This window comes from Allobosea sp. Tri-44, from assembly GCF_004123845.1.
Classification (GTDB): Bacteria; Pseudomonadota; Alphaproteobacteria; order Rhizobiales; family Beijerinckiaceae; genus Allobosea.
Genome location: NZ_NBDP01000037.1, coordinates 34,397 through 60,842, shown reverse-complemented (window position 1 = coordinate 60,842; position 26,446 = coordinate 34,397). Strand labels below are relative to the sequence as shown.

At 66.5% G+C, this 26,446-nt stretch carries 24 protein-coding genes; 11 read left to right on the top strand and 13 right to left on the bottom strand.

What is annotated here, in order from left to right:
- A partial coding sequence (locus B6S44_RS22665) for a DNA translocase FtsK 4TM domain-containing protein (RefSeq protein ID WP_206735226.1) occupies positions 1-1,600 on the bottom strand: 1,600 nt, incomplete at its 3' end.
- Positions 1,601-1,780: 180 nt separating this feature from the next.
- On the opposite strand from B6S44_RS22665, the gene B6S44_RS22660 reads away from it, so the two are divergent.
- Complete coding sequence (locus B6S44_RS22660) at positions 1,781-2,125, top strand: antibiotic biosynthesis monooxygenase family protein (protein WP_129159158.1); 345 nt, start codon at positions 1,781-1,783, stop codon at positions 2,123-2,125.
- Positions 2,126-2,191: 66 nt separating this feature from the next.
- Here B6S44_RS22660 and B6S44_RS22655 read toward each other — a convergent pair whose 3' ends face one another.
- From B6S44_RS22655 to B6S44_RS22645, 3 genes are all read right to left on the bottom strand, one after another.
- The gene (locus B6S44_RS22655; protein ID WP_129159157.1) at positions 2,192-3,670 is read right to left on the bottom strand and encodes an ammonium transporter; all 1,479 of its coding nucleotides are present in this window, start codon (positions 3,668-3,670) and stop codon (positions 2,192-2,194) included.
- Between the two features lie 28 nt (positions 3,671-3,698).
- Positions 3,699-4,037, bottom strand: a complete 339-nt coding sequence (locus B6S44_RS22650; protein ID WP_057192020.1) for a P-II family nitrogen regulator — start codon at positions 4,035-4,037, stop codon at positions 3,699-3,701.
- Between the two features lie 231 nt (positions 4,038-4,268).
- Positions 4,269-5,135, bottom strand: a complete 867-nt coding sequence (locus B6S44_RS22645) for an acyl-CoA thioesterase (protein WP_129159156.1) — start codon at positions 5,133-5,135, stop codon at positions 4,269-4,271.
- A 113-nt stretch (positions 5,136-5,248) separates the two neighbouring features.
- Here B6S44_RS22645 and B6S44_RS22640 point away from each other — a divergent pair, with 113 nt between their 5' ends.
- Entirely contained in the window at positions 5,249-6,496 is a 1,248-nt protein-coding gene (locus B6S44_RS22640; RefSeq protein ID WP_248309717.1) for a ubiquinone biosynthesis hydroxylase, read from the top strand.
- Between the two features lie 143 nt (positions 6,497-6,639).
- Here the strand turns inward: B6S44_RS22640 and B6S44_RS22635 are convergent, their stop codons facing one another.
- Positions 6,640-6,849 carry a Trm112 family protein gene (locus tag B6S44_RS22635; RefSeq protein ID WP_164547602.1) on the bottom strand — a complete coding sequence of 70 codons (210 nt, stop codon included), beginning with the start codon at positions 6,847-6,849 and terminating at the stop codon, positions 6,640-6,642.
- Between the two features lie 15 nt (positions 6,850-6,864).
- A complete protein-coding gene (locus B6S44_RS22630; RefSeq protein WP_248309716.1) occupies positions 6,865-11,709 on the bottom strand; it encodes an NAD-glutamate dehydrogenase in 4,845 nt (1,614 codons plus the stop codon).
- Between the two features lie 178 nt (positions 11,710-11,887).
- Between B6S44_RS22630 and B6S44_RS22625 the strand changes: the two genes are divergently transcribed.
- Both B6S44_RS22625 and B6S44_RS22620 read left to right on the top strand, forming a co-directional pair.
- A complete protein-coding gene (locus tag B6S44_RS22625; protein WP_129159163.1) occupies positions 11,888-12,481 on the top strand; it encodes a peroxidase-related enzyme in 594 nt (197 codons plus the stop codon).
- A 316-nt stretch (positions 12,482-12,797) separates the two neighbouring features.
- On the top strand, positions 12,798-13,166 hold the full coding sequence (locus B6S44_RS22620) for a DUF2794 domain-containing protein (RefSeq protein WP_129159154.1): 369 nt from the start codon (positions 12,798-12,800) through the stop codon (positions 13,164-13,166).
- 78 nt (positions 13,167-13,244) lie between these two features.
- On the opposite strand, the gene B6S44_RS22615 is transcribed toward B6S44_RS22620, so the two are convergent.
- The 3 genes from B6S44_RS22615 to B6S44_RS22605 form a co-directional block, all read right to left on the bottom strand.
- On the bottom strand, positions 13,245-14,021 hold the full coding sequence (locus B6S44_RS22615; protein ID WP_129159153.1) for a Bax inhibitor-1/YccA family protein: 777 nt from the start codon (positions 14,019-14,021) through the stop codon (positions 13,245-13,247).
- Between the two features lie 217 nt (positions 14,022-14,238).
- Complete coding sequence (locus B6S44_RS22610; protein ID WP_129159152.1) at positions 14,239-16,833, bottom strand: ABC transporter permease; 2,595 nt, start codon at positions 16,831-16,833, stop codon at positions 14,239-14,241.
- 1 nt (position 16,834) lies between these two features.
- Positions 16,835-17,545, bottom strand: a complete 711-nt coding sequence (locus tag B6S44_RS22605) for an ABC transporter ATP-binding protein (protein WP_129159151.1) — start codon at positions 17,543-17,545, stop codon at positions 16,835-16,837.
- Positions 17,546-17,723: 178 nt separating this feature from the next.
- Between B6S44_RS22605 and B6S44_RS22600 the strand changes: the two genes are divergently transcribed.
- The 4 genes from B6S44_RS22600 (at position 17,724) to B6S44_RS22585 (ending at position 20,420) form a co-directional block, all read left to right on the top strand.
- A complete protein-coding gene (locus B6S44_RS22600) occupies positions 17,724-18,317 on the top strand; it encodes an arylesterase (protein ID WP_248309714.1) in 594 nt (197 codons plus the stop codon).
- 75 nt (positions 18,318-18,392) lie between these two features.
- Entirely contained in the window at positions 18,393-19,448 is a 1,056-nt protein-coding gene (locus B6S44_RS22595; RefSeq protein ID WP_129159149.1) for an aldo/keto reductase, read from the top strand.
- Positions 19,449-19,536: 88 nt separating this feature from the next.
- On the top strand, positions 19,537-20,115 hold the full coding sequence (thpR, locus tag B6S44_RS22590) for an RNA 2',3'-cyclic phosphodiesterase (protein WP_129159148.1): 579 nt from the start codon (positions 19,537-19,539) through the stop codon (positions 20,113-20,115).
- A 2-nt stretch (positions 20,116-20,117) separates the two neighbouring features.
- Positions 20,118-20,420, top strand: coding sequence for a 4a-hydroxytetrahydrobiopterin dehydratase (locus B6S44_RS22585; RefSeq protein WP_126114717.1), 303 nt, complete (start codon positions 20,118-20,120; stop codon positions 20,418-20,420).
- On the opposite strand, the gene B6S44_RS22580 is transcribed toward B6S44_RS22585, so the two are convergent.
- From B6S44_RS22580 to B6S44_RS22570, 3 genes are all read right to left on the bottom strand, one after another.
- Complete coding sequence (locus tag B6S44_RS22580) at positions 20,417-21,601, bottom strand: GNAT family N-acetyltransferase (protein ID WP_129159147.1); 1,185 nt, start codon at positions 21,599-21,601, stop codon at positions 20,417-20,419. The two genes, B6S44_RS22585 and B6S44_RS22580, sit on opposite strands and share 4 nt — an antisense overlap.
- 2 nt (positions 21,602-21,603) lie before the next feature.
- Entirely contained in the window at positions 21,604-22,257 is a 654-nt protein-coding gene (locus B6S44_RS22575) for a DUF6875 domain-containing protein (RefSeq protein WP_129159146.1), read from the bottom strand.
- Positions 22,258-22,350: 93 nt separating this feature from the next.
- Positions 22,351-23,094 carry an RluA family pseudouridine synthase gene (locus B6S44_RS22570; RefSeq protein WP_129159145.1) on the bottom strand — a complete coding sequence of 248 codons (744 nt, stop codon included), beginning with the start codon at positions 23,092-23,094 and terminating at the stop codon, positions 22,351-22,353.
- A 71-nt stretch (positions 23,095-23,165) separates the two neighbouring features.
- Between B6S44_RS22570 and ftsY the strand changes: the two genes are divergently transcribed.
- From ftsY to B6S44_RS22555, 3 genes are read left to right on the top strand one after another with little or no spacing between them, the layout of a single operon-like run.
- Entirely contained in the window at positions 23,166-24,323 is a 1,158-nt protein-coding gene (ftsY, locus tag B6S44_RS22565) for a signal recognition particle-docking protein FtsY (RefSeq protein ID WP_210215010.1), read from the top strand.
- Positions 24,320-24,946: a septation protein A gene (locus B6S44_RS22560; RefSeq protein ID WP_129159143.1), complete on the top strand. Its 627-nt coding sequence runs from the start codon at positions 24,320-24,322 to the stop codon at positions 24,944-24,946. The genes ftsY and B6S44_RS22560 overlap by 4 nt, the downstream gene beginning before the upstream one ends.
- A 3-nt stretch (positions 24,947-24,949) precedes the next feature.
- On the top strand, positions 24,950-25,552 hold the full coding sequence (locus tag B6S44_RS22555; protein ID WP_129159142.1) for a hypothetical protein: 603 nt from the start codon (positions 24,950-24,952) through the stop codon (positions 25,550-25,552).
- 9 nt (positions 25,553-25,561) lie between these two features.
- Here the strand turns inward: B6S44_RS22555 and B6S44_RS22550 are convergent, their stop codons facing one another.
- Positions 25,562-26,413: an SDR family NAD(P)-dependent oxidoreductase gene (locus B6S44_RS22550; RefSeq protein ID WP_129159141.1), complete on the bottom strand. Its 852-nt coding sequence runs from the start codon at positions 26,411-26,413 to the stop codon at positions 25,562-25,564.
- Between the last annotated feature and the right edge of the window lie 33 nt (positions 26,414-26,446).

The following is a 26,446-nucleotide window of genomic DNA, read 5'->3' as shown; positions in this document are numbered from 1 at the left end:
TGGGGTCGACCATGATCAGCCGGCACTCCTCCGGCTTCAGCCGGTAGAGGATCGACAGGATCATGGTGTTGATCGCGACCGACTTGCCCGAGCCGGTGGTGCCGGCGACGAGCAGATGCGGCATGCGCGCCAGATCGGCGATCACCGGCTCGCCGCCGATGGTCTTGCCGAGGCAGAGCGCGAGCTTGTGCTTGGTGCCCTCGAAATCCTGGCTGGCGAGCAATTCGCGCAGGAAGACGGTCTCGCGCTTGGCGTTGGGCAGTTCGATGCCGATCGCGTTCTTGCCCTGCACAACCGCAACACGCGCCGAGATCGCGCTCATCGACCGCGCAATGTCGTCCGCAAGCGAAATCACGCGAGAGGACTTGGTGCCCGGAGCGGGCTCGAGTTCGTAAAGCGTCACCACCGGGCCGGGCCGAACCTGGCTGATCTCGCCGCGCACGCCGAAATCCTCGAGCACGCCTTCGAGCAGGGTGGCGTTCTGCTCCAGCGCGTCGGTCGAGACGGTGTTGGCCGGCAGCTTCTTCGGCTCGGCGAGGTAGGTCAACGGCGGCAGTTCGAAGGTGTCGCGGTCGAGCAGTGAGGGCTGCGCCTCGCGCGTCAGCCGCTTGCCCGGCTTGGGGGCGCTGAGCGGCGGCGTGACGCGCGGCGCGTTGAGGTCGCGCACGTCCTGCGCCTCGAACGGCTCGTCGTCGTCATAGGCCGCGGGAGCGTTCGCTTTGGGCCTGACGGCCGCGCGCGCGAGTTCGGGCGCAACGACAGGTGACCGGTAAGGCTCCGGGCCGCCGGCAAAGTTCGGTTCGCGGCGAACCCGGCCGGTCTGCACCGGCGCGGGCACCGAGCCGGCGCTCGCCGAGGCCGGCTGTGGCGGCCGCGGCAGACGGCGCATGATCGCGGCCTTCAGCGCCATGGCACCATGGGCGAGCCAGCCAATCAGGATCACCGACAGGCCCGGCTCGTCGTCGCGGCGGTCCTCCGAATCGGCCCAGGCCGGGTCATCGTCGCTGTCGAGCTCGGGATCGGCGTCGGTGACGAGGCCGAAGCCGGCCGCTGCCGTGACCGAGAGGATGGCGATACCGGCGAAGACGAAGGCGACGAGGCCGCCGAGTGCAGTGCCGGAGAGCCCGACGATGTTGCGGGTGCCATGCAGCAATGCGTCGCCGATCACACCGCCCATGCCGGTCGGCAGGGGCCAGCGCGGGGTTGCCGGCAGGGCGCTCGCTACCGCGGCGGTCGAGACGATGCCGATCACCCAGAGCACGAGCTTGAGCGCGCTGCGATCGAAGAGATGGAAGCGGATCAGCCTGAGCGACCAGAGCAGTGGCGGCAGCAGCAGTGCGACCACGCCGAGGCCGAGCAACTGCATGGCGAGATCGGCGATCATCGCGCCCGGCCGGCCGAGCAGGTTGCGCACGGTGCCGCGCGTGGCGTTGTTGAGGCTGGGATCGTCCACCGACCAGGTGGCGAGGGCGACCGCGACAGCGACCATCAGCGCGAGCATCGCCATGCCGCCGATCTCGGCGGCGCGGCGCGACAGGAACTCGCGCACCGGATCGGGCAGGCGGTCGATCAGCGATGAGGAACGTCGGATCGTGCGCATCGGGCCGTGGTCTGCGGGCATCAGGAAGGCGGCCGAGACCGCCCCATCGAACCGGCAGGTTAGGAAGGTCCGGTTAAGGCCCGCTTAACCTTGCGCTGCCGACAGCGGCTGTCAGTTGTGCGGGGAACGATCGGCTGGCCGGCGCATTCTGCGTTCAATCATTGCAGGCAGGAGGACGACATGCTCGATGGCGACGGAGACAAGATCGCGCGGATCGCACGAATCTGGCGTGGCCGCACCGTGCCGGAAAAGGCCGATGCCTATGCGGCCTATCTGCTCGAGGTCGGGGTCAGGCCGCTGGCCAGGAAGGCGCTCGGCGCACAAATGTTCCGCGACGATCGCGAGACCGAGAGCGAGTTCGTGACGATCTCGTACTGGGAGAGCGTCGAGGCGATGTCACGCTTCGCCGGCCCCGATCCGCGCAAGATCCATCATCTCGAACGCGATGCCGAATTCCTGATCGAACTGCCCGAGGGCGTGCAGGTCCTCGAGATCGTGCTCGACCGCGCGGAAAGTCGCGATTGAAAGACTCAACGAAAAGCCCCGGCGGTTTCCCGCCGGGGCGATGTTTCACGTGAGACCAGTCAGCGGTCAGTCGTGATAGGCGCGCTCGCCATGTTCGGCGATGTCGAGGCCCTCGCGCTCCTGGTCGGCCGGGATGCGCAGGCCGATGATCACATCGACGATCTTGTAGAGGATCGCCGAGCCGACGCCGCTGAACACCAGAGTGAACAGCACCGCCTTGAGCTGGGCCATGAAGGCGGTCCCGAACTCGTAGGTCGCGGCGACCAGCTCGCCCGGCTTGGTCGCATAGTCGGGAATGCCGGCGCCGCCGAGCGCCTGGTTGACCAGGATGCCTGTGCCGAGCGCGCCGATGATGCCGCCGATGCAGTGGATACCGAAAACGTCGAGCGAGTCGTCGTAGCCGAGCGCGTTCTTCACCGTCGAGCAGAAGACGAAGCAGACCGCGCCGGCAATGAGCCCGAGCACGATCGAGCCCATCGGGCCGGCGAAGCCTGCCGCCGGGGTGATCGCGACGAGGCCGGCGACGGCGCCCGAGACCATGCCGAGCATGGAGGGCTTGCCCTTGACCGCCCATTCGACGAACAGCCAGGCCACCGCCGCCGCCGCCGTGGCGACGAAGGTGTTGATCATGGCAAGTCCGGCGGTGCCGTTGGCTTCGAGGTTGGAGCCGGCGTTGAAGCCGAACCAGCCGACCCAGAGCAGGGCGGCGCCGATCAGCGTCATGGTCAGCGAATGCGGAGCCATCAGCTCACGGCCGAAGCCGATGCGCTTGCCGATCAACACGCAGCCGACGAGGCCTGCGATACCGGCATTGATGTGCACGACGGTGCCGCCGGCGAAGTCGAGCGCGCCCCATTTGAACAGCATGCCGGCATCGGCGTTGACCGCGTCGAGCGCTGCCTGGGCCGCGACCTTGCCGTCCGCACCGGCCTCGGCCAGCGCCTTGGCGGCATTGCCGACCGCGTCAGGCCCGCCCCAGTACCAGACCATGTGGGCCATCGGGAAATAGATGAAGGTGACCCAGAGCACGATGAAGAGCAGCAGCGCCGAGAACTTCATGCGTTCGGCGAAGGCGCCGACGATGAGGGCCGGGGTGATGCAGGCGAAGGTCATCTGGAAGGCGATGTAGATATATTCCGGGATGACGACGCCGTTGGAGAAGGTCGCGGCGGTCGAATTGCCGTCGACGCCGCGCAGGAAGGCCTTGGAGAAGCCACCGACGAAATCGTTGAGGCCGCCGCCATTGGTGAAGGCGAGCGAGTAGCCGAAGATGATCCACATCAGCGAGACGATGCAGACGATGGCGAAGACCTGGGTCAGCACCGAGAGCATGTTCTTGGAGCGGACGAGGCCACCATAGAACAGTGCGAGGCCGGGCACGGTCATGAGCAGGACGAGGATCGTCGAGCTCATCATGAAGGCGGTATCGCCCTTGTTGGGCACGGGAGCAGGCGGTGCAGCGGGAGCCTGCGCCAGCGCGGCGCCGGCCATCGCGGCGAGCGCCAGCCCGACCAGCCCGGCCCGGTTAAGGGTCTTGATGTTCATCGTTAAACTCCTGGACGGAAGGTCGGGATCAGAGGGCGTCGCCATCGGTCTCGCCGGTGCGGATGCGCACGGCCTTCTCGATCGACGAGACGAAGATCTTGCCGTCGCCGATCTGGCCGGTGCGAGCAGCGGCGGTGATAGCCTCGATCACCTTGGCAACGAGATCGTCGGTGACGGCGACCTCGATCTTGATCTTCGGCAGGAAGCTCACGGCGTATTCGGCGCCGCGATAGATCTCGGTATGGCCCTTCTGACGGCCATAGCCTTTGACTTCGGTCACGGTCAGCCCGTGCACACCGATGGCGGTGAGCCCGTCGCGCACCTCCTCCAGCTTGAACGGCTTGATGATAGCCATCACGATCTTCATGGCTGGGTTATCCCCGCTTGTGCGCGCCGGACCGCGGTCCAAGCGACGTCGTTGCGCCTCTCGCGCCCTGTCGAACCAGGCGCGTCGGGGTGGACCTATCAAGGCCCGTGCCAACCGGAAGATGTGGCGCGTGAGCGGGCAATGCCGCGATTCCGCCATGATCAGGCGGTGCTAAGCGAGCCGGAATGGCTAATATTTAGGCGGATGCCCTGAAAGCAGGCGGCCGCCTGCTCAGGCGCGGTCTGGGCGCGGCCGGATCAGGCCTTCCTGCGCGACCGAGGCGACGAGATGCCCCTCTCGATCGAAGATCAGCCCGCGCGAGAAGCCGCGCGCGCCCGAGGCCGAAGGGCTGTCCTGGGCGTAGAGCAACCATTCATCGGCGCGGAAGGGGCGGTGGAACCAGAGCGCATGGTCGAGGCTGGCGCTCTGGATGCGCCGGTCGAAGACACTGGTGCCATGCGTGACCAGGCTGGAATCAAGCAGCAGCAGATCGGAGGCGTAGGCGAGCACGCTCTGATGCAGCGCCGGCTCGTCCGGCAGCTTCTGCGCAGCCTTGACCCAGACATTGAATTTAGGCTCCCGCGGAGCGTCCGCCGCATAGCGGCTCATTTCGACGGGGCGGATCTCGATCGGCCGCTCGCGTCGGTAATAGGCGCGCACCGCCTCAGGCATATGAGGCAGCACGTCGCGTTCCATGCCGTCACGACCGGGAAGCTCCTCCGGCATCGGCACAGTAGGCATTGGCATTTGGTGGTCGTAGCCGGGTTCGGCGATCTGGAAGGAGACAGACATGGCGAAGATCGCCGCATCCTTCTGCAGCGCCAGCACGCGCCGCGTCGAGAACGAGCCGCCGTCGCGCAGCCGTTCGACCTCGTAGATGATCGGGATCGTCGGATCGCCCGGCAACATGAAATAGGCATGCAGCGAATGAGGTTGGCGCTCCTCCACCGTCTTGCAGGCGGCATAGAGCGCCTGGCCGATCACCTGGCCGCCGAAGACGCGTGTCCAACCATTGTCGGGGCTGCGACCCTGGAACCGGTTGTGTCCGAGCAGTTCGAGATCGAAGATCGGGAGCAGTGTGTTCGCGGCTGGGTTCATCGGCAGGAAACCGGCTCGGCGCGGGCTTGCGGCCCGGGCCGGCTATGGGCAAGACGGGAAGCATCAGCAACGAGCGATCCAGCGGCGTCAAGCGGCGCGATGCGAGGAAGGCCATGATGCAAAGTCCAGAAAGCGCGAGCCGGCGTATCGTCATCGCCGGCGGCGGCATCGCGGGGCTGACGCTGGCGGTCGCGCTGAAGCAGGCGCTGGGCGAGAGCTTCCGCATCATCGTCGCCGATCCGGCACTGGCAGGGCCGGCACGCGCTGACAGTCGCGCCTATGCGGTCGCGGCGGCGGCGCGCAACATGCTGGAGGCGCTCGGCGTCTGGCGTCTGGCGGAGGCAGCATCTACGCCGATGACCGAGATGGTGATCACCGACAGCCGCACGTCGGATCTGGTGCGTCCGGTTTTCCTGAGTTTCGACGGTGAGATCGAACCCGGCCAGCCCTTCGCCCATATGGTCGAGAACGGTGCGCTGATGGCGGCGCTGCTGCAGATTTCGCGCGCCAATGGCGTCGAGCTGCGCGCGGAAGGCGTTCGCTCCGGTACTGTCGAAGATGACGGCGCGGTGGCGGTGTCCTTCGCGGACGGCGAGAACCTCGATTGCGCCTTGCTGGTCGCGGCGGACGGGGCGCGCTCGAAGCTGCGCGAACAGGCTGGGATCGGCTGGGTCGGCTGGCCCTATCCGCAATCGGGGATCGTCGCGACGATCGGCCATGAGCGGCCGCATGATGGACGGGCGGTCGAGCATTTCCTGCCGTCCGGTCCCTTCGCGATCCTGCCGCTGCCCGATGGCGGCAAGCTCGGCCATCGCTCCTCGATCGTCTGGACGGAAGCGACCGAGAACGTCCCGGCGCTGCTCGACGACAGCGACCTTCTCCCCGAAGTCGAGCGCCGCTTCGGCCTGGAACTCGGCGAGATCACCATGGAAAGCCGTCCGGGCGCCTATCCCCTGTCCTTCGGCGTGGCGCGCCGCTTCGTGGGTGATCGGCTGGCGCTGCTCGGCGATGCCGCGCATGTCATCCATCCGATTGCCGGCCAGGGTCTCAATCTCGGACTGAAGGACGTTGCTGCCCTCGCCGAGGTGATCGTCGATGCCGCTCGCCTCGGCCTCGATGTCGGCAGCTCCGATGTGCTGGAAGACTATGAAAAGGGGCGGCGCTTCGACACGGTCGCCATGGGCATCGTCACCGACGGGCTCAACCGGTTGTTCTCGAACGATTCGACGCCGCTCAGGCTAGCGCGCGATCTCGGCCTCGGCCTGGTCGAGCGCATGCCGGGGCTGAAGCGCTTCTTCATCCGCGAGGCAGCCGGATTGGGAGGATCGACGCCGCGTCTGCTCAAGGGCGAGATGCTGTAGGCACTACCTGTTGCCGTGACCCGGAGTCAGACCCGGTCATACCGAACCGGGCCTGACGGTTCTCGGCAGATCGTGCAGCAAGCCTCTGCGGTCCTACCGAATCTTACTTGAGTCAGCTCAAGTAGGAGACGCGATTCCCGGTCCTACCCTTCGAGCTGCCGGGCCTCTTCCGGCAGCATGATCGGGATGCCGTCGCGGATCGGATAGGCGAGTTTTGCGGCGCGGCTGATCAGCTCCTGACGGGCGGCGTCGTATTCCAATGTCGCCTTGGTCACCGGGCAGACGAGGATCTCCAGCAGCTTCGGGTCGATCCGCGTCGCCGCTGGAACCATGCTCTCGTCTTCGGGGCTCATTGCCAAATTCTCTCCTCAGCCTTGCCGATGCGGCAGATCGGCCAGCATGCCGGCCGCGACCATCAGCTTTGGCAGGGAGAGGCCGGACATGGCAATGGCCGAGACGGTGGCGCGGGTGCGTTCGGCCTCGGCGCCGCGTTCTGCCAGCCAGTCCTTCAGCGCATCGGGGCCCGATTTGCCAGTGGCGATCTCCTGCGTCAGCCCGGCATGGGCGTCGGTCAGGGTCTCGACCGCGCGCTGGCGCGCCAGGCGCTCATAGTCGTCGGTGGCCGGCACGGCCGCAGCCGCCGAGGTCAGCGTCGAGAAGCCGAAGACCGAATCGGCGCCGAAATGAATCCGCGCGACCTCGACGATGTCGCGCTTGGTGCGGCTGGCGATGTCGACGATGTCGGTCGCTTCGGCGAGCCAGGGCAGGCTGGCGACGCGCACTGCCAGCGGCTCGGGCACGCCTTCGGCCGTCAGCGCGGCGATGCGAGCATTGCGCGCCTGAGCTGCCGCTTCCGGTAGCAATTCGGCGAGCGCGCCGTCGAGCGCCGCGACGCCCTTGGCATAGTGCGCCACGGTCTGCTCGATCGCGCCGGGCGTGGCGACGCCGCGGCGCAGGAACCAGCGCATCCGGTCGACGACCAATTCCTGCGCGGCGGCATAGAGTCCGGTCTGGGTCTTGCCCGGCAGCTTGGCGTCAAGCGCGTCGATGGCGCCGTTCAGCGCGATCAGGTCGAAGGAATCGCGGGCGACCGCGTAGGCGGCGGCAATTGCCGGGGCCTCGGCGCGGGTCTGGTCGGCCAGCGTCGAGACGATGGCCGGGCCACCGCGATTGATGATGGCGTTGGCGAGCTGGGTCGCGACGATCTCGCGGCGCAGCTTGTGGCCGGCGATCTCGGCGCCATAGCCCTCGCGCAGCGGCTGCGGGAAATAGCGGACGAGCTCGCTCTTCAGATAGGGATCGTCGGGAATGGCCGATTCGAGCAGGGCGTCGTGCAAAGCGAGCTTGGCATAGGCGAGCAGGACCGCGAGCTCCGGCCGGGTCAGGCCTTCGCCGCGCTTCTCGCGCTCGATCAGCACCGCGTCGGACGGCAGGTACTCGACGCTGCGGTCGAGCCGGCCGTCCTCCTCGAGCTGCACCATCAGCCGGCGCAGATGCGGCGTCGCGTGGATGCCCTGCGCCTCCGTCAGCGAGAGCGCCAGGCTCTGCAGGTAATTATTGCGCAGGACAAGCAGGCCGACCTCGTCGGTCATCTGCGCGAGCAAGGCGTTACGCTTCTTCTCGGGCAGGCGGCCGTCACGGACGGGGTCGGCGAGCGCGATCTTGATGTTGACCTCGACGTCGGAGGTGTTGACGCCGGCGGAGTTATCGATCGCGTCGGTGTTGAGGCGCACGCCCTGGCGCGCCGCCTCGATACGGCCGCGCTGGGTCGCACCGAGATTGGCGCCCTCGCCGATCACCTTCGCCCGCAAATCGGAGCCGGTGACGCGGATCGCGTCATTGGCGCGGTCGCCGACCTGCGCGTCGGTCTCGTCGCCGGCGCGGATATAGGTGCCGATGCCGCCGAACCAGAGCAGATCGACCGGCGCCTTCAGGATCGCCGTCATCAGCTCGGCCGGCGTGACTTGCGCCTTGTCGAAATCGAGCGCCTGTCGCACCTCGGCCGAGAGCGCGATGCTCTTGGCCTGGCGCGAGAAGATGCCGCCGCCCTTGGAGATCAACGACTTGTCGTAGTCGGCCCAGGATGAGCGCGGCAGGGCGAAGATGCGCTGGCGCTCGGCCAGGCTCTTGGCCGGATCCGGACTGGGATCGAGGAAGATGTCGCGATGGTCGAAGGCTGCGACGAGCTTGATCACCGGCGAGAGCAGCATGCCGTTGCCAAAGACGTCGCCCGACATGTCGCCAACGCCGGCGACGGTGAAGGGCGTCGTCTGGATGTCGACGTCGATCTCGCGGAAATGTCGCTTCACCGCCTCCCAGGCGCCCCGCGCCGTGATGCCCATGCCCTTGTGATCGTAGCCCTGCGAGCCGCCGGAGGCGAAAGCGTCGCCGAGCCAGTGATGCTTCTCGGCCGAGAGCGCATTGGCGGTATCGGAGAAGGTCGCGGTGCCTTTGTCGGCGGCGACGACGAGGTAAGGGTCATCGCCGTCATGGCGGACCGTGTCCGGCGGCGGCACCACGGTCTCGCCGTCGAGATTATCGGTGAGTTCGAGCAAGGTGCGCACGAAGATGCGGTAGCTCTCTGTGCCTTCAGCGAGCCACGCCTGGCGATCGCTTGCCGGCGGCAAATGCTTGGGCACGAAGCCGCCCTTGGCGCCGACCGGCACGATGACGGCGTTCTTGACCTGCTGCGCCTTGACCAGCCCGAGCACCTCGGTGCGGAAGTCCTGCGACCGGTCCGACCAGCGCAGGCCGCCGCGCGCGACCTTGCCGAAGCGCATGTGAACGCCCTCGACGCGTGGCGAGTAGACGAAGATCTCGTAGAGCGGGCGCGGCAGCGGCATGCCGTCGACCTGGCCGGAGGCGAACTTGAACGAGATCGTGCCGCGCGGATGCCCGTCGGGGCCGATCTGGAAGAAGTTGGTGCGCTGGCCGGCGTCGATCAGGTTGACGAAGCGGCGCAGGATGCGGTCCTCGTCGAGGCTGGTGACGTCGGCGAGCGCGGCTTCGATCCGCTCGCGCTCGGCTTTCACCTGCTCGGCCCGCTTCTTGTCGGACAAGCGTGGATCGAACTTGGCGATGAAGAGCTTGACCAGCCCGGTGGCGATACCGGAGTGGCGAGTCAGCGCGTCGGCGACGTAGTCCTGTGCATAGGGGGCGCCGACCTGGCGCAGGTAGCGGCCGAGCGCCCGCAGCAGCGCGGCTTCCCGCCAGGCGAGGCCGGCGGCGAGGACGAGCTGGTCGAAGCGGTCGGATTCGGTGAGGCCGCGGAACTGCGCCATCAACGCCGCCTCGATCGTCGGATCGAGGTTCTCGATGTCGATCTCGCCGCCGCTGGCTCGCTCCAGCGTCATGTCGTGCAGCCAGACGCGGGAGTCGGCGCTCCCGCCGCCGTTCTGCTGCGGCGTGATGTTGAAGGTGCGCTCGTTGACGACGCGGAAACCCATGTTCTCCAGCATCGGCACGCGTGCCGACAGCGAGATCGCAGCGCCGCGCGAGAACAGCTTGAGATTGGCGCGGGTCGGGCCGTCGCCTTCGCGACGGTAGAGATTGACGGCGCGCGGCCGTTCGTCCGACAGCTTCTGCAGCATGTCGATATCGATCAGCGCATCCTCGGCGGAATAGCGCTCGCGATAGGCGGCGCCGAAGGCCTCGGCATAGCGCTCGGCGAGGGAGCGTGCCGCGGGGCCCGCCTTCTGCGCGTCGAGCGCGTCCTTCAGCCCATCGCCCCAGGTTCGGACGATCGCGGCGATGCCGGCCTCGAGCGTGTCGCGGTCGATCTTGGGCGTGCGGCCCTCGTCGCGGCCGATGATATAGTGCGTTCGGGCGAGCGGACCTTCCGGATAGGCCGGATAGGCCGCGGAGACGCGGCCCTGGTAGACGCGCGCGAGGAACTCGCCGACACGGCGGCGCACGGTGGTGTCGTAGCGGTCCTTCGGGATGAAGACGAGCGCCGAGACGAAGCGGTCGAATTCGTCGGCGCGGGCGAGCGCGCGAATGCGCGGCCGCTCGGTCAACTGCATGATATCGAGGGCAAAACGCTCGAGCGTCTCGATGTCGATCTGGAACAGCTCGTCGCGCGGGAAGGCGTCCAGCACGTTGTACAGAGCGCGGCCGGAATAGCTCGACGGATCGAAGCCGGTGCTCTTGAGGACGCGCGCGATCTTGAGGCGCAGATAGGGAATGGAGCGGGCGGTGCCGGTATAGGCATTGGAGGTCAGAAGGCCGACGATGCGCAACTCGCCGTCGAGCCTGCCATCGGCGGTGAAGAGCTTGATCCCGACATAGTCGAGATGGACGCGCCGATGGACCCGACTCTTGACGTTGGCCTTGGTGATGATCAGCGCCTGCGGCTTGGCCAGGAAGGCGCGAATCTCAGGCGTCATCACCACGAGCTCGCGATTCTTGCGCAGCACCCGGACATCCGGGTCGCGCAGGATGCCGAGGCCGGAGGAATCGACGGGGTCGGCGGCAGTGTCGCCACCGGCGAAGCGATAGGCGCGCACGCCGAGCAGGGTAAAATTGTCGCTGGCGATCCATTCAAGGAAGTTCAGCGCCTCGGTGACCTCGTCCTCCGGCAGCGGTGGCGGGTTGGCGCGGTAGGACTGGATCACTTCGGTGATTCGGCCGCGCATCGCCGCCCAGTCGTCGACGGCGAGACCGACATCGACATAGACGCGGGCGAGGCCGGTAGCGAGCCGGTCACGTGCCTCGGCGGTGTCGATCCGGTCGAGATGGATATGGATCAGGCTTTCGCGGCGCGTGCCCTCGACAGCGCGGCCGGCGGCTTCACCGGCAAGCGATTCGAAGGTGCCGTTGTCCTTGCGCACCACGGCGAGGATAGGATGGGCGACGAGGCGCGGCTCATAGCCCTGCTCGGCCAGTTCGGCGAGGGTGGAATCAAGCAGGAACGGCTTGTTGTCGTTGACGACCTCCAGGATCGTGATCTGGCGTTCGCGCCCATCCGCCTTCATGGCCTCGTCGCGGAAGCGCAGATTGGGCTCGCCGGGTTTGCGTCGGCTGGCGAGGTGGGCATAGGCGGCATCGGCGGCACGGGCGAGCAGGTCCGGCGGCAGAGCGACGAGATCCTCGGCAACGGTGCGGCCGTAGAGCAGCTTCGGGAATTCCGGAGGCATCGCCGAGCCGAGCTCGCGAGCGGCGGACTCGATTGCGATCACGGCTGCAGCCGTGGCATTCGCTTCCCGCTTGGCCATCGTCTTCTTCCCCCTGCTATTTTGCCGCAGCGATGACATAGCTCAACGGCGGCTGCAACTTTCGTCGTATCGCGACAGCCAGATTGCACCAATATGGCGCGGAAACGGCAGCTTGTGCCCGATCCGCGCGGATAACAGCGCGAGGAGTGCAGAGATGACGAAGAAGCATGACAAAGCGATGGTGGGCGAAGTGTCGGCGAAGCAGGATGCACCGCCTGCCGTGATGGCACTTGCGCTGTCGCAGGCCGAGCTGTCGCAGGAAATGCAGGCCTATTTCGCCAAATGCGAGGAGAAGCTCGGCTATGTGCCGAATGTTCTGCTGGCCTATGCGCATGACGACGCCAAGCTCTCGGCCTTCGCCAGCTTTTACAACGATCTGATGCTGGCGCCGTCCGGCCTGTCGAAGCTGGAGCGCGAGATGATCGCGGTCGCTGTCTCCAGTGTGAACCGCTGCTATTACTGCCTCACAGCACATGGTCAGGCGGTACGCCAGCTCTCCGGCGACCCCGTCCTCGGCGAGATGATGGTGATGAACTACCGCGCCGCGCAGTTGTCGCTGCGCCATCGCGCCATGCTCGATTTTTCGGTGAAGCTGACCGAAGCACCGCACAAGATCGAGGAAGAGGACCGGGAGGCCTTGCGCAAGGCCGGGTTCGGCGAGCGCGACATCTGGGACATCGGAGCGGTCGCCGCTTTCTTCAACATGTCGAATCGGATTGCCTCGGCGGTCGATATGCGGCCAAACCCCGAATATCACGGCGCGTCGCGATAGCGGACAGCTCAAAGAAAACGGCCGGCGGAAACCGCCAGCCGTGAGTTGGCCTCGACTAAGTGGCCCGGCCCGCCACAGCGCCGGAGGGGCTGGGGGGCTGACGTGTCCAGAGCCGGACAGGCCGGGCCGTCTAGGCAACGAATCGAGTTGAACGCCGCAACGGGGCGCTCGCTTGGCGCAAGCGCGGCGAAATCATGGCAATCGCGATGAAGGCGGAGGAAGGTGTCGACACTGTCATCAAGCTGTCTTGCCAGCGCCGGGGGGTTGGGCGCATCATCCCTTGCCGGGTAACGGCAAGCGATGAACAGGAGGCGCGATGAGTGAGAGCGAAACTCCGCCAGCGCAGCGAGCAGGCGCGGTCGTCGCCTTTCCGGCTGCCACCGCGCCATCTTCCGTCACCTTTGATCGCCGCGAGCTGAACGAGCTGCTCAATCTTTATGGCCGGATGGTCGCGGCTGGTGAATGGCGCGACTATGCCATCGATTTCCTGCGCAACAAGGCGCAGTTCTCGGTCTTCCGCCGGACGGCCGAGGTGCCGCTCTACCGGATCGTCAAGGACCCGTCGCTGGCGCGGCGCCAGGGCACCTATTCGGTGGTGACCGCGACGGGGCTGATCCTGAAGCGCGGAGCCGAGCTGAGCCGGGTGCTCAAGGTGCTCGACAAGCGGCTGAGCGTGGTGAGCTGAGATCGCCACATAGGCTGGCCCAAAAGAAAAGCCCCGGCCGCAAGGCCGGGGCTTCGTGTTTTCAGGCTGTCGCCTTCATCACTCCTGCTTGGAGCCGAAGAGCGAGAGCAGCATCTGGAACATGTTGACGAAGTTCAGGTAGAGCGACAGGGCGCCGTTCACCGAGAGCTTCGCAGCCGACTCGGAATCGAGGTCCGAGTACAGATACATTTCCTTCAGGCGCTGCGTATCCCAGGCGGTCAGGCCGGCGAAGACCAGCACGCCGATCACCGAGATGGCGAAGGAGAGCGCGCTCGACGCCAGGAACAGGTTCACGACCGAGGCGATCACCAGGCCGATCAGGCCCATGATCAGGAAGGAGCCCATGCCCGACAGCGACTTCTTCGTGGTGTAGCCGTAGAGGCTGAGGCCGCCGAAGGCCGCCGAGGTGATGAAGAACACCTTGGCGATCGACTCACTGGTGAAGACGACGAAGATCGACGAGAGCGAAATGCCCATCACCGCCGCGAAGGCGAAGAACATGGCGCGGGCCGTCGACGAGCTCATGCTCTCGGCCTTGAACGAGAAGAAGAAGATGAAGGCCAGCGGAGCCAGCATCACCACCCACTTCAGCGGGGACAGGTAGAGCGCCTGGCCGAGCGGCGTCAGCGCGGTGACCTTGCCCGAAGGCGAATAGCCGGCGATCGCCAGCATCGAGATGCCGATCGCCATCAGGCCGGTGATGGCTAGGCCGATCGTCATGTTGTTGTAGACGCCGAGCATGAACGAGCGCAGGCCCTGGTCCAGCTCAGCAGCGCTGGTCTGCTGTGCGCGGCCGGCACCCCAGACTTGAGCGTTGCGGTCGAAATCGCTCATGGAGAGAATTCCCCTTGAAACTTTGCCGGGCGGACATCGCCCTTGCGACGCCCACCGTCGCGCACCATCGTGGCGACAGTGCGAAATATGAGGGGGAACGAGCGGTCTTACAAGGGGTCAGCATGGTTAGCGGCGTCACCGGCATAGAAATTCGCTTGCCGAGCCATGCAACATTACCGTCAGTTCATGTCTATGCCGCGCTGCGATGAGTCAGAACTCATAAATTCCTCAGATGAGAAGCAGGCGCTTTCGATAGTATCTGCAGGGTTCCGATCAATCCGAACACGACGGTAACCACGACAGCTGCAGTCGCTGCGATGATAGCGCCTGTCGGATCGGGAACGAAATCTATCTTCATCACTTGTGTGACGACGCCCCAACCCGCTGCGGCACCTGCCAGGAGCCCGAACAGGGCTGAAACGACGCCGATGCCTGCGTATTCGAGGACGTACGACGAAAGTATGAAGCGGCGAGTGGCACCCAGCGTCTTCAGGATCATCGCGTCATAGAGCCGCGCCCTCTGCCCGGCTGCCAGCGCCCCCGCCAGAACCAGGAGGCTGGCGCTGATGGCGAGGCCCGAGGCGCCACGAATCGCACCGGCGAGCTGGCCGACGATGGTGTTGACCGCTTCGAGCGCGTCCTTGACCCGGACCGCGGTCACCGCCGGGAAGGAAACCGCGAGCTGGCGCATCAGGGCGGCGTCGCTGGTGACGGGCGGCGCGCCGTTGTCGGTCACGGTGGCGAGATTGGTGTGCGGCGCGCCGGCGAAGGTATTCGGCGAGAACACCATGACGAAGTTGATGCCGAGCGAGCGCCATTCGATGTCGCGGAAATTGGCGATGCGCGCGCTGATGTTGCGGCCGAGCACGTTGACGGTGAGCCTGTCGCCGAGCTTCAGCCCCAACCCCTCGACGGCGCGGGCGTCGAAGGAGACGAGCGGCTCGCCGCGATAATTCTCCGGCCACCACTCGCCTGAGGCGAGCCTTGAAGCCTCGGGCATACCAGCGGAATAGGTGATGCCGCGGTCGCCTTCGAGCACCCAGGCCATTTGCTCGCTCGCCTTGATCTGCTCGGCGGGGACGTCGTTCACGCTGACGATGCGTCCACGCATCATCGGCACGCGCTCGACATGCGCGCCGGGACGCTGCTCGCTGAGGAAGCGGTCGAACTGGGCCGCCTGGGCGTTGGGGATGTCGAGGAAGAAGAAGCTCGGCGCCTTCTGCGGCAGCGACTGGGTCAATTGCCGCCTCAAGCTGACGTCGATGAAGGCGAGGGTCGACAGCAGCGCCACGCCAAGGCCGAGGGAGAGCACGAGCGACTGGGTCAGCGCACCTGGGCGATAGGTGTTTGCGAGCGCCATCCGTAGCGCTGGCTGGCGTGGACGCCCGGCGCGACGTGCGGCCACCATCAGTCCGAGGGCAACGAAACGCAGCAGTAGGAAGACGCCGGCGGCGGCGGCGATGTAGATCAGCGCGATTCGCCGGTCATAGGCGAAGGCCAGCGCGACGCCGACGAGGCCGGCGAGCGCAACTAGGAAGATCGCTCTGTAAACCCAGCGCGGCTGGCGCCGGTCAGGCTCGACCTGGTCGCGGAACAGGGCCGAGACCGGCACGTCATGAGCGCGGCCGAGCGGGATGATGGCGAAGACCAGCGCTGTCAGCAGGCCGTAGAGGGCGGCGATGGCGAGTTCGACCGGGGCGAGCGTCGGCTCGAATGGCAGCGGCAAGATGTCGGCCAGCACATAGCCTAGCGCGAAGGGGGCCGCGGCGCCGAGCGCGAGCCCGATCGCGATGCCGAAGCCGGCGACCAGCATGACCTCGGTCAGGTGGATGGCGACGACCCTGCCGCCGGTGGCGCCGATCGCCTTCAACGTCGCGAAATCGAGCCGTTTGGCTTCGACGAAACGGCGGACCGCATTGGCGACGCCGACGCCGCCGACCAGAAGAGCGGTCAGGCCGACGAGCGTCAGGAACTGGGTGAAGCGCTCGATATTGCGCTGGAAGTTCGGCGCGGCATTGGCGCGCGACCGGACTTCCCAGCCCGCATTCGGCTGTTCGCGTGCGGCATTTGCCAGCAGGGCATCGAGGGCGGCGTCGGTGTTCGCTCCGTCAGGCAGGATGACGCGAGCCGTCCAGCGCACCAAGCTCCCGGGCTGGAGCAGGTCGGAGGCGCGCAGCGCCTCCTGCGAGAGAATCAAACGCGGGCCAAAGCCGACGCCGGCTGCGATCTTATCGGGCTCGGAGGTAAGACTGGCGCGCAGCTGCACCCGGGCCGAGCCGATCAGCACGGTGTCGCCGGGCTTGAGGTCGAGCCGGCCGAACAGGACGGGATCGGCGATGCCACCATAGACGCCGTCACGCAGTGCGAGCAGATCGGCGGCCGAGGCTGGCGGGTCGGTGCGCAATTCGCCGATGGCGGGATAGGAGCCGTCGACGGCCTTGAGTTCGACCAGGGCGGCGCCCTTCTCGCCGGCATTGGCCATGCTGCGCAGCGTCGCAATGGTCGAGACGCTGCCATGGCGGGCGAGGAAGGCGTGCTCCTCCGCGGTCGGCTCGCGATGGATCAGACTGAAGGCGGCATCGCCACCGAGAATGCGCCGGCCCTCACGGCCGAGGCCTTCGCTCAGGCCGCGCGAGGCCGAGGAGACGGCGGCGATCGCCATGACGCCGAGTGCGAGACAGGCGATGAAGACGCCGAAGCCGCGCAGTCCCCCGCGCAGATCGCGCCAGGCGAGGCGCAAAGCGAGCTTGAGGCCGACGGGCCTGCGTGTGGGGCTGGAAGGAGTAGCTGACGGTCTGACGGGAGCGTGCATGTCAGATCGCCAGCGCCTCGGTTCCAGCCTCGGTCTCGATGCGGCCGGCCCGCAGACGTACGGTGCGGTCGCAAGTGGCGGCGAGGGAGAGATCGTGGGTGACGAGGACGAGAGTCGCGCCGCGTTCGCGCCGGAGCGCGAAAATCAGGTCGACGATCGAGCGGCCGGTGCTCTCGTCGAGGTTGCCGGTCGGCTCGTCGGCGACGAGGATCGCCGGATCGGGCGCGACCGCGCGGGCGATGGCGACGCGCTGCTGCTCGCCGCCGGAGAGCTGGGCCGGGTAATGGTCCATGCGCTCGCCGAGGCCGACATTGCGCAATTCGGCGGCGGCGCGTTCGAAGGCATCCTCGACGCCGGCGAGTTCCAGTGGCAGCGCGACGTTCTCGCGCGCCGTCATGGTCGGCACGAGGTGGAAGGACTGGAAGACGATACCGATATGGCGGCCACGGAAGATGGCGAGCGCGTCCTCGCCGAGCACGCCGAGATCCTGGCCGGCGACCTTCACCAGCCCGGAATCGGGGCGCTCCAGCCCTGCCATGGTCATCAGCAAGGTCGATTTGCCGGAGCCGGAGGGGCCGACGAGGCCGGTCGCCTGCCCTTGCGGGATGGTCAGCGAGACGCCTTTGAGGATATGGACGCGGGCAGCGCCACGCCCCAGACTGAGCTCGACGTCGCTAAGTTCGATCGTCGGGGTTGTCTCGCTCACCGCCATGTTTCCGCTTTCATCCCATCCGATGCCGCCGCTTCGACTTTCATTCCGAGCCGAAGGGACCAGAACCGCCATGCGTCGCGCCGCCACCCGATATGGGCGCTTAGCTGCCCGAATCCAGCTGTCGCCGCGCATTTGGGCGGTAATGCTGCTCGTCTTCGCCAGCCTGGGTTCTTTTTTGATGAACAGTTCTGTCTTCGCCCAGACCAAGCCCCTCAAGCTGGTCGCGCTCGGCGACAGCCTGACCGCCGGCTATAATCTGCCCGGTAGCGCCGCCTTCCCGACGGTGTTGGAGAAGATACTGCGCGACAAAGGGATTTCGGTCGAGATCGCCAATGCCGGCGTCTCCGGCGACACCTCGCAAGGCGGGCTGGAGCGGCTCGACTGGTCGGTGCCTGATGGAACCGATGGTGTCATCCTCGAGCTTGGCGCCAATGACGCCTTGCGCGGCATCGATCCGGCGCTGACCGAGAGGTCGCTTGACGCAATCGTGACCGGGCTGAAGGCGCGCGGCATTCCGGTCCTGCTCGCCGGCATGTACGCGCCGCGCAGCAACGGCCCGGACTATGTCGCCCGCTTCGATGCAATCTATCCGAAACTGGCTGAGAAGCACGGACTCATTCTCTATCCCTTCTTTCTGGACGGGATCGCCGGGGACCGGGTATTGAACCAGCCCGACATGCTGCATCCGAAGGCTGAGGGCGTGCGCGTCATCGCGCAGCGCATCCTGCCGACGGTGGAGCGGTTTCTCGCCTCCCTGCGCCCGCGCTCCTGAGCCAGGGCGCATCCTGCCATCACCCTAGCCTTGCGTGGCGCATTTCCGATGCGTCCGCCATCGGAGCCTTTCGCCATGGAATATCGCCGTCTCGGCCGCACCGACCTCAAGGTCTCGGCGATCTGCCTGGGCACGATGACCTGGGGCCAGCAGAACACGGAAGCCGAGGGCCATGAGCAGATGGATTATGCGCTCGACCAGGGCGTGACCTTCTTCGACACGGCCGAACTCTATTCGATCCCTCCCGCGGCGGAGACGCAGGGCTCGACGGAGCGGATCATCGGCACCTGGTTCAAGGCGCGCGGCAATCGCGACAAGGTGATCCTCGCCTCGAAGGTGGTCGGCCGCTCGGCCAATGACTGGTTCCGCGACGACAAGGGCCCGACCCGCGTCAATCGCCGGCAGATCGAGGAAGCCGTCGACAAGAGCCTGAAGCGGCTGCAGACCGACTATATCGACCTCTACCAGATCCATTTTCCCGATCGGCCGATGGCCTGGGGCTCGAACCCGACGCGCTTCAACCATCCGGCCTTCACACAGGCCGAGGACGAGACGCCGATCGCCGAGCAGCTCGACGCCTTCGCTGACATCGTCAAGGCCGGCAAGATCCGCCATCTCGGTCTCTCAAACGAGAGCGCCTGGGGAACGATGAACTTCCTCGCAGAGGCCAAGGGCAATGGGCGCCCGCGGGTGCAGTCGATCCAGAACGCCTATAACCTGCTGAACCGGACGTTTGAGACGGCGCTGGCGGAGATCGCCATGCGTGAGCAGGTCGGCTTGCTGGCCTATTCGCCGCTGGCCCAGGGCTACCTCTCCGGCAAGTACCTCGACGGTGCCCGGCCGGCCGGCGCCCGTACCACGCTGTTCGATCGCGGCCAGCGCTACCAGACTCCGGGCGCAGAATTGGCGATCAAGGCCTATATCGCGCTCGCCGACGAGGCCGGGCTCGATCCCGTGCAGATGGCGCAGGCCTTCGTCACCTCGCGCTGTTTCCTCACCTCGAACATCATTGGGGCGACCAGCATGGAGCATCTCAGGACGGCGATCGGCTCGGCCTCGGTCGCGATCTCGCCCGAGCTCGAGGCGAAAATCGACGCGATCCACCAGCGGGTCGGCAACCCCTGCCCATGAGCGGGAAGCAGAGCCGGCTTGTCGGCAGCGGCGCAGGGTGCAAGGCTGCCGTCTCGCTAGAGTCACAAATGCTTGGCACTGATTCGCCATGCCCCGGCTATTTACCGCCCTGGAAGTTCCCGCTGAGGTCGCCGCGAGCCTGACGCTGCATCGCGGCGGATTGGTCGGCGCCCGCTGGATCGAGCCCGCCGACTATCACATCACGCTACGCTTCCTCGGCGATGTCGATCGGCGTACGGCCCATGACCTCGATAGCTTTCTCAACGATGTCGGCAATGAGCCGCTCGCGATCACGCTCGATCAGCTCGGCAGTTTCGGTGGCGACCGGCCGCGCGCCGTCTTCGCCAGGGTCCAGCCCTCGCAGAAGCTGAACGAGCTGCAGGCCGAGCTGGAACGATTGATGCGCCGGCTTGGGCTGCCGCCCGAATCGCGCAAGTTCACGCCGCATGTGACGCTGGCGCGGCTGCGCGATTCGTTGCCGGCCGATGTCGCGCACTATCTCGCCACGCATCCGATCGTGCGCCCGATCAGCTTCACGGCACGTCGGTTCGCGCTGATGTCCTCGCGTGATTCGATCGGCGGCGGGCCCTATGTGCTCGAGGCGGCCTATCCGCTCGGTCTGCACTATCCGAATCGCCCACTCGGCGCGATTTCGCAGCGGAGGTGACAGTGGGACACGACAGGCCGAAACGCTTGAGTCCGGAGGCTCGCAAGGAGGCGTTGTCGGTCCTCACAGGCTGGAGGCTGGTCGAGGGCCGCGAAGCGATGAGCAAGCGCTTCGTCTTCCGCGACTTCAACGAGGCTTTCGGCTGGATGAGCCGGGTGGCGCTGCTCGCCGAGAAGCTCGACCATCACCCGGAGTGGTCGAATGTCTACAAGACGGTCGAGGTGACGCTGTCGACGCATGATGCCGGCGGCCTGACCGAACTCGACGTCAGGCTGGCGCGCGCCATGGATGCAATGGCGAGCTAGCCTGGACCAGCGAAGCGCCTGACCCAGCTTGGAGGCAGTCGCTTGGCGATCGCCTTCAGTGTCGGACGCAGATGGGGCAATGCGAAATCGCAAGCGAGCTGTCCGCGCCAGCTCAGCGGCACAGTGAAATCGCGCACTGCTACGGCCCCGTCGGCATGCTCGTTCTTATAGGGATCGGCAGGGGCCAGCAGATCGAAGATCGAACTGCCGCGTGACCTGGCGCTGGCAAAGGCATGGTGAACCAGCACCCGGCCCAGACCTTCCCGCTCGAAACCCGGATCGCTGGCGATGACGTGGCCGAAACTGCGGCCCTTGCAATCGAATGACAGGTCGATCCCGATCGGACGCCCGTCGCAGCTGACGACGGAGAGGCGCAGGCCCGCTTCGTCATTCAGGTCGGCAGCAAGCCCCGCGAAGAAGCGAGCGAAGCGGGGATCCGCCACTGCCGGCGCGACTATGCCGTGCTGGGCAAGCGCTTCCCGTTTCATCGCAGCAGCCTGCTCGGCCAGCGCACCCGCCTCTTTGCCCGGCGCGATGCTGGTGAAGGCGATCTCGCCGCGCTCTGCGAGGCGGCGCAGGCGACGGCGATAGCCGGAACGGTCGCGCCCAGGATAGGCGAGGCTCGGCCCATCCGGCGCCACACGCAAGGCCAGATCGGCGAACGGCGCTTCCTGGCTCACCACCGGAGTAGTAAGACCAAGTCGGTTGCAGTGGCCGAGCGCGCCGTCGTCCCGCACGAGGCGCAGTTCTACCAGATCGACACCGCGCCGGCGCAGCGCCTCCCAGCCGCGCTCCAGCCAGTGTTCGCGCCGCGGGTCGGCCTCGATCAGGACATCACCGAATTGCGCGACGGGCGCCCCCATCAGGCGCACCAGTTCGAGGCCGAGGCGGTGCCGGCGTTCCAATGGCCAGAGCATGACCAGGCGCCCGGCCTCGCGACCGACGACGAGGCAAAGGCGATCATCGGCAACAAGGTAGTGGTCGCACCAATGCCGCAGGAAGGCGTGACGCTGGAAAAGCTGATGCGGCAGGCTGGCGCGGGCGAAGAGTGCGTCCCATTCCGGTTTCAGGGCCAGGAAGGCATCACGGCCCGTCAGAACCTCGACGGCAAAGCCGGTCGCTGCGCGGCTCTCGGGCGAGAGCGATCCTTCTGCAATCGCCTGCATGTGCTTGGCGCGCATGCTCAACCCTGGCCGCGAAGATGGTCGATCAGGCGCCGTCCGCCCGCCAGGCGGAACTTCGCGAGATAGGGCACGAGCAGGAGCGGATGGCGGGCGGCGAAGGGGGCGTCGTGCTCGACCATATGGCGGATGGCGAGCACCGGCAGCGGTGCCCGCAAGGGACGGAATGCGTGGTTCCACAACCCCGGCGCCTCGGAGGTTTCGTGCATCAGCCCGATCATACGGCCACGGGCCAGGGAGTAGACTTTATGCCGCTTCTGGACGCGCTGCAGCATCGCGATGCCGCGCTCGTCGGTACAGGCGGGAAAGCCGATGATGACAGTGCGGAAATGTGCCATGCCCGGCTTGCAGGGAATCGCGTCGAGTGCCCCGAAACAGCTGCGGATCAGCGTGAAGGCGCGCTCCTCCTCGTCCGGGCCGGCAATGCAGATCGCAAGGCGCGCCGTATCGATACGGGCTGCCTGGCGGGTGAAGGGGCAGACGGCGCCGGTGCGGCCGAGGTCGGCATGCTCGCGCATCAGATAGCTTTCGACCCAGCTCAGCAGGGTGCCGAGCGCAGCATTCGTCTGGGGTTCGGCAGCGATGTCGGCGCGCGCCTGCGCGAAAGTCAGCAGCGCATCGCGCGCCTCCGCCGTTCTCGCCACCCTGTCCAGCATGAAAAGCCCCGCGATCTCTGCAACCGGGGATAGCAGGCGTGCCTTAGGGAATGGTTGACGAGGTCTTGTCGCAAGCCATCCCGGCGTTAGGGTTTAGGAAAGGTTATTACCGCTTACCCAGCCGCAAGCCTCGAGCGCGGCGTGCATATGCGGTGGCGGCGCAGCGGAAACCCTGACGGGCTCGCGCTTCGGGTAGAGCGGGATCGAGACGCTCTCGGCGTGCAAATGAAGGCCCGGGCCCGCATCGCGCGGCGCTGTACCGTAAATTTCGTCGCCGCGGATCGGCCCGAAGCTGGCGGCGCAATGCACGCGCAATTGGTGGGTGCGGCCGGTCAATGGCTCAAGCGCCAGCCAGGTGGCAATCTTGCCATTGAAATGGCCACGGCCGAGCACGCGGTAACGTGTCTGCGAAGGCAGGCCGGTCGGATCCGGCTTCATCCACCAGCCGCGCTCCGGCGAGCGTTTCCCCAGTGGCAGATCGATCAGGCCCTCTTCCTCGGCGGGGTCGCCTTCCACCACCGCCCAGTAGGTCTTTTCGATGCCGCCGTCGCGGAAAAGCTGGTTGAGCTGCGCCATGGCGCGGGGGTGACGGCCCAGCACGAGGCAGCCGGACGTGTCCTTGTCGAGCCGGTGTGCGGCTTCCGGCCGTCGCGGCAGGCCGAAGCGCAGGGCGTCGAGATGATCGGTCAGCACCGGGATGATGCGGCCTTTCGCCGCCGGGCCGCGATGTACGGGAAGTCCCGCGGGCTTGTCGATGACGAGCATCATCGCGTCGCGATGTAGCAGCGCGAAGGGGAGGTTGTCCTGCGAAAAGGCTGGTCGCTCGGGCGTGGTCATGGCATTGCGCTAAACAAGGCCGCGAGGCCATGCAACCTGAAGCGTTGCCGCGCATCGCGGCAGGACGGGCGATGAGCGAGACCGAACCGAAAAAACGCGGCTTCTTCTCGAAGCTGTTCGGACTGGATCAGCCGGCGGAGACGCAACCGCCTGCTCCGGCGCCCGCTCCTCTCCCCGAACCGCCAGTCGAGCCGGTTGCGGAGACCGTGCCCGAAGCCGAGCCCGAGGCGCCACTCGCACCCGAAATCCTGCTCGGTGAAGACGCGCCTTTGCCGATCGCGGCGCCGGAGCCGGTACAACCCAAGCGCAGCTGGTGGCGCCGGCTGCGGGACGGGCTGTCGCGCACCTCGTCCGCGCTGACGACCGGCATCAGCGACCTCTTCACCAAACGCAAGCTCGATGCCGCGACGCTGGAGGATCTTGAGGACATCCTGATCCAGGCCGATCTCGGCCTCGCGACCTCGGCCCGGATCGCCAAGGCGGTCGGCGAAGGTCGCTATGACAAGCAGATCGAGCCGGAGGAGGTGAAGGCGATCCTGGCGCGCGAGGTCGAGGCGATCCTGATGCCGGTCGCCATGCCACTCGCGATCGACGCCACCAAAAAGCCGTTCGTGATCCTGATGGTGGGGGTCAATGGCTCGGGCAAGACGACGACGATCGGCAAGCTCGCGGCCAAGTTCCGGGCCGAGGGCAAATCGGTGATGTTGGCCGCAGGTGACACGTTCCGTGCCGCGGCGATCGAGCAGCTCAAGGTCTGGGGCGATCGCACCGGGGCCGACGTCATCGCTGGCCAGCAGGGCGCGGATGCCGCTGGGCTCGCCTTCGAGGCCTTGCAGAAGGCCAAGGCCAACGGCACCGACGTGCTGCTGATCGACACGGCTGGGCGACTGCAGAACAAGACGGGGCTGATGGACGAACTGGCCAAGGTGGTGCGCGTGATCCGCAAGCTGGATGCGCAGGCGCCGCATACGGCGCTGCTCGTGCTCGACGCCACGGTAGGCCAGAACGCGGTCAGCCAGGTCGAGGCCTTCCGCGAGACCGCCGGTGTCACGGGCCTGGTGATGACCAAGCTCGACGGCACGGCGCGCGGCGGCATTCTCGTGGCCCTGGCGGCGCAATTCGGCCTGCCCGTGCATTTCATCGGCGTCGGCGAGAGCGTCGACGACCTCGAACCGTTCTCGGCGCGCGATTTCGCCCGCGCGGTGGCAGGATTGGGAGAAGCGGCATGAGCGAAACGGCGGCGAGCACGACGGAAACGGCAAAGCCGATCAATCCGCTGCTCAAGCTGGCGCTCGAATTCGGGCCGCTGGCGATCTTCTTTTTCGTCAATTCCTATGGCGATCGCTGGTTCGGCGTGGCCGAGGATCGGCGCATCTTCGTCGCCACCGGCATCTTCATCGCGGCATCGCTGCTTTCGCTGCTGCTGTCCAAGATCCTGATGAACCACCTGCCGCGCATGGCGATCGTCAACGCCGTCGTGGTCACCGTCTTCGGTGGGCTGACGCTCGCGCTCGACGACGCCTTCTTCATCAAGGTCAAGCCGACGATCGTGAACACGCTGTTCGGCTGTATCCTGCTCGGCGGGCTCTATTTCGGCCGCTCGCTGCTGGCGCTGGTGCTCGACAGCGTGCTGCAGCTCGACGAGGAAGGCTGGCGCAAGCTGACCCTGCGCTGGGGTCTGTTCTTCTTCGTGCTCGCGGCGCTGAACGAGGTGGTCTGGCGCACCCAGAGCCAGGATTTCTGGGTCGCTTTCAAGGTCTGGGGCGTGATGCCGCTGACCATGATCTTCGCGCTCGCCCAGACGCCATTGATCCTGAAGCACGAGATCAAGCGGCCAGAGGCGGCGGAATAAGGCATGCCGGAAGGCTTGGAGATCACATTCGACTTTACGGCGGTACAGGGTTCTGCCGAGTCTGTTCGGGCGATGCTGCTCGCCCTGCGGGAGCGTTTTGATCTGTCGCCTTACGAATACACCCGGAAGGTTCGGATTGCGCCGACGGAAATCCCGCATAGCCACCCGCTCACGCTGAATACCTGGGTTCGCGACGAAACCGCTCTGCTTCACAGTTATCTGCACGAGCAGATGCATTGGTATGTGACGTGGTATTCGCATACCAAGCGGGAGCAATGGACGCGTCTTCTGAAACAGCTCCGCGAGCGCTATCCGCAGGTCCCAGTCGGTGGCAGCGATGGCGCCGCCGATGTCTATTCAACGTACCTCCACGTGATCGTGAACTGGCTCGAAGTGGAAACGGTCGCGGACTTCCTGGGCAGGGAGACCGCCGAGCGTCACGTCAGCGGCTTGCCTTTCTATCGTTGGCCTTACCGGATCGTGCGCGATGATCGGGATGCGCTGAGGGCACTATATGCGCACGAGTTGCTACCGATCGTGCGCGCTGTCCACATGTCGACCGAGGATCTGACGCTCGCGGGGCGGTTGGACGAGGCGCGAGAATAGGCGCCTCCGTTACGCCAGTCCGCCGCCGTCGACGCCGACGGTCTGGCCGTTGACATAGGATGCGGCCGGGCTCGCCAACCAGAGCACGAGCTCGGCGACTTCCTCCGGCTGGCCGATGCGCTTGGCCGGATAGGCGCTGGCGAGTTGCTCGCTCGTCACCTTCCAGTCGCGGCGGACGCGCTCGAGCATGGCCGTCTCGATCGGCCCGGGCGCGATCGCGTTGACGCGGACGTCGAGGCCGTATTCCTGCGCGGCCGCTTTGGTCATGTGGATCACCGCCGCCTTGGAAGCGCCGTAGCCGACGATGTTCGGGAAGGCGTGGCGGCCGCCGATCGAGGCCATGTTGATGACAGCGCCCTTCGTCCGGACCAGATGCGGCAATTCGTGCTTCATGGCGAGGAAGACGCCGCGCAGATTGGTGGCGATCAGATCGTCGAAGCCGCTAGCGACCGTCTCGGCGATCGGAGCAGGCGGCCTGTCGGCGCCGGCATTGTTGAAGGCGATGTCGAGCCGGCCATAGCGGGCGATCGCGGCATCGACGAAGGCCTTGACCTCTCCTTCGTCACGGACATCGGCCCGGACATAGAAGGCATCGCCGCCTTTCGCGCGGATGCCGGCCTCGACCTCGCGGCCGAGCGCTTCGCGCCGGCCGCAGAAGGCGACTTTCGCGCCCTGCGCGGCGAAGAGCTCGGCCGTGATACGACCGATGCCAGAGGTCGCGCCGGTGATCAGCACGACCTTGCCGGCAAAGAGGCCTGCAGGCGCCTCCTGGGCGCCGGCGGTGGCGATCAGGCCGACGCCGAGGCCGGCGGCCATGGCGCTGCGGATGAAGACCCGGCGATCGTTGGTCACATTGGTCATTGGGTTCTCCCGCGGAGGTGTTGGCGGATGCAG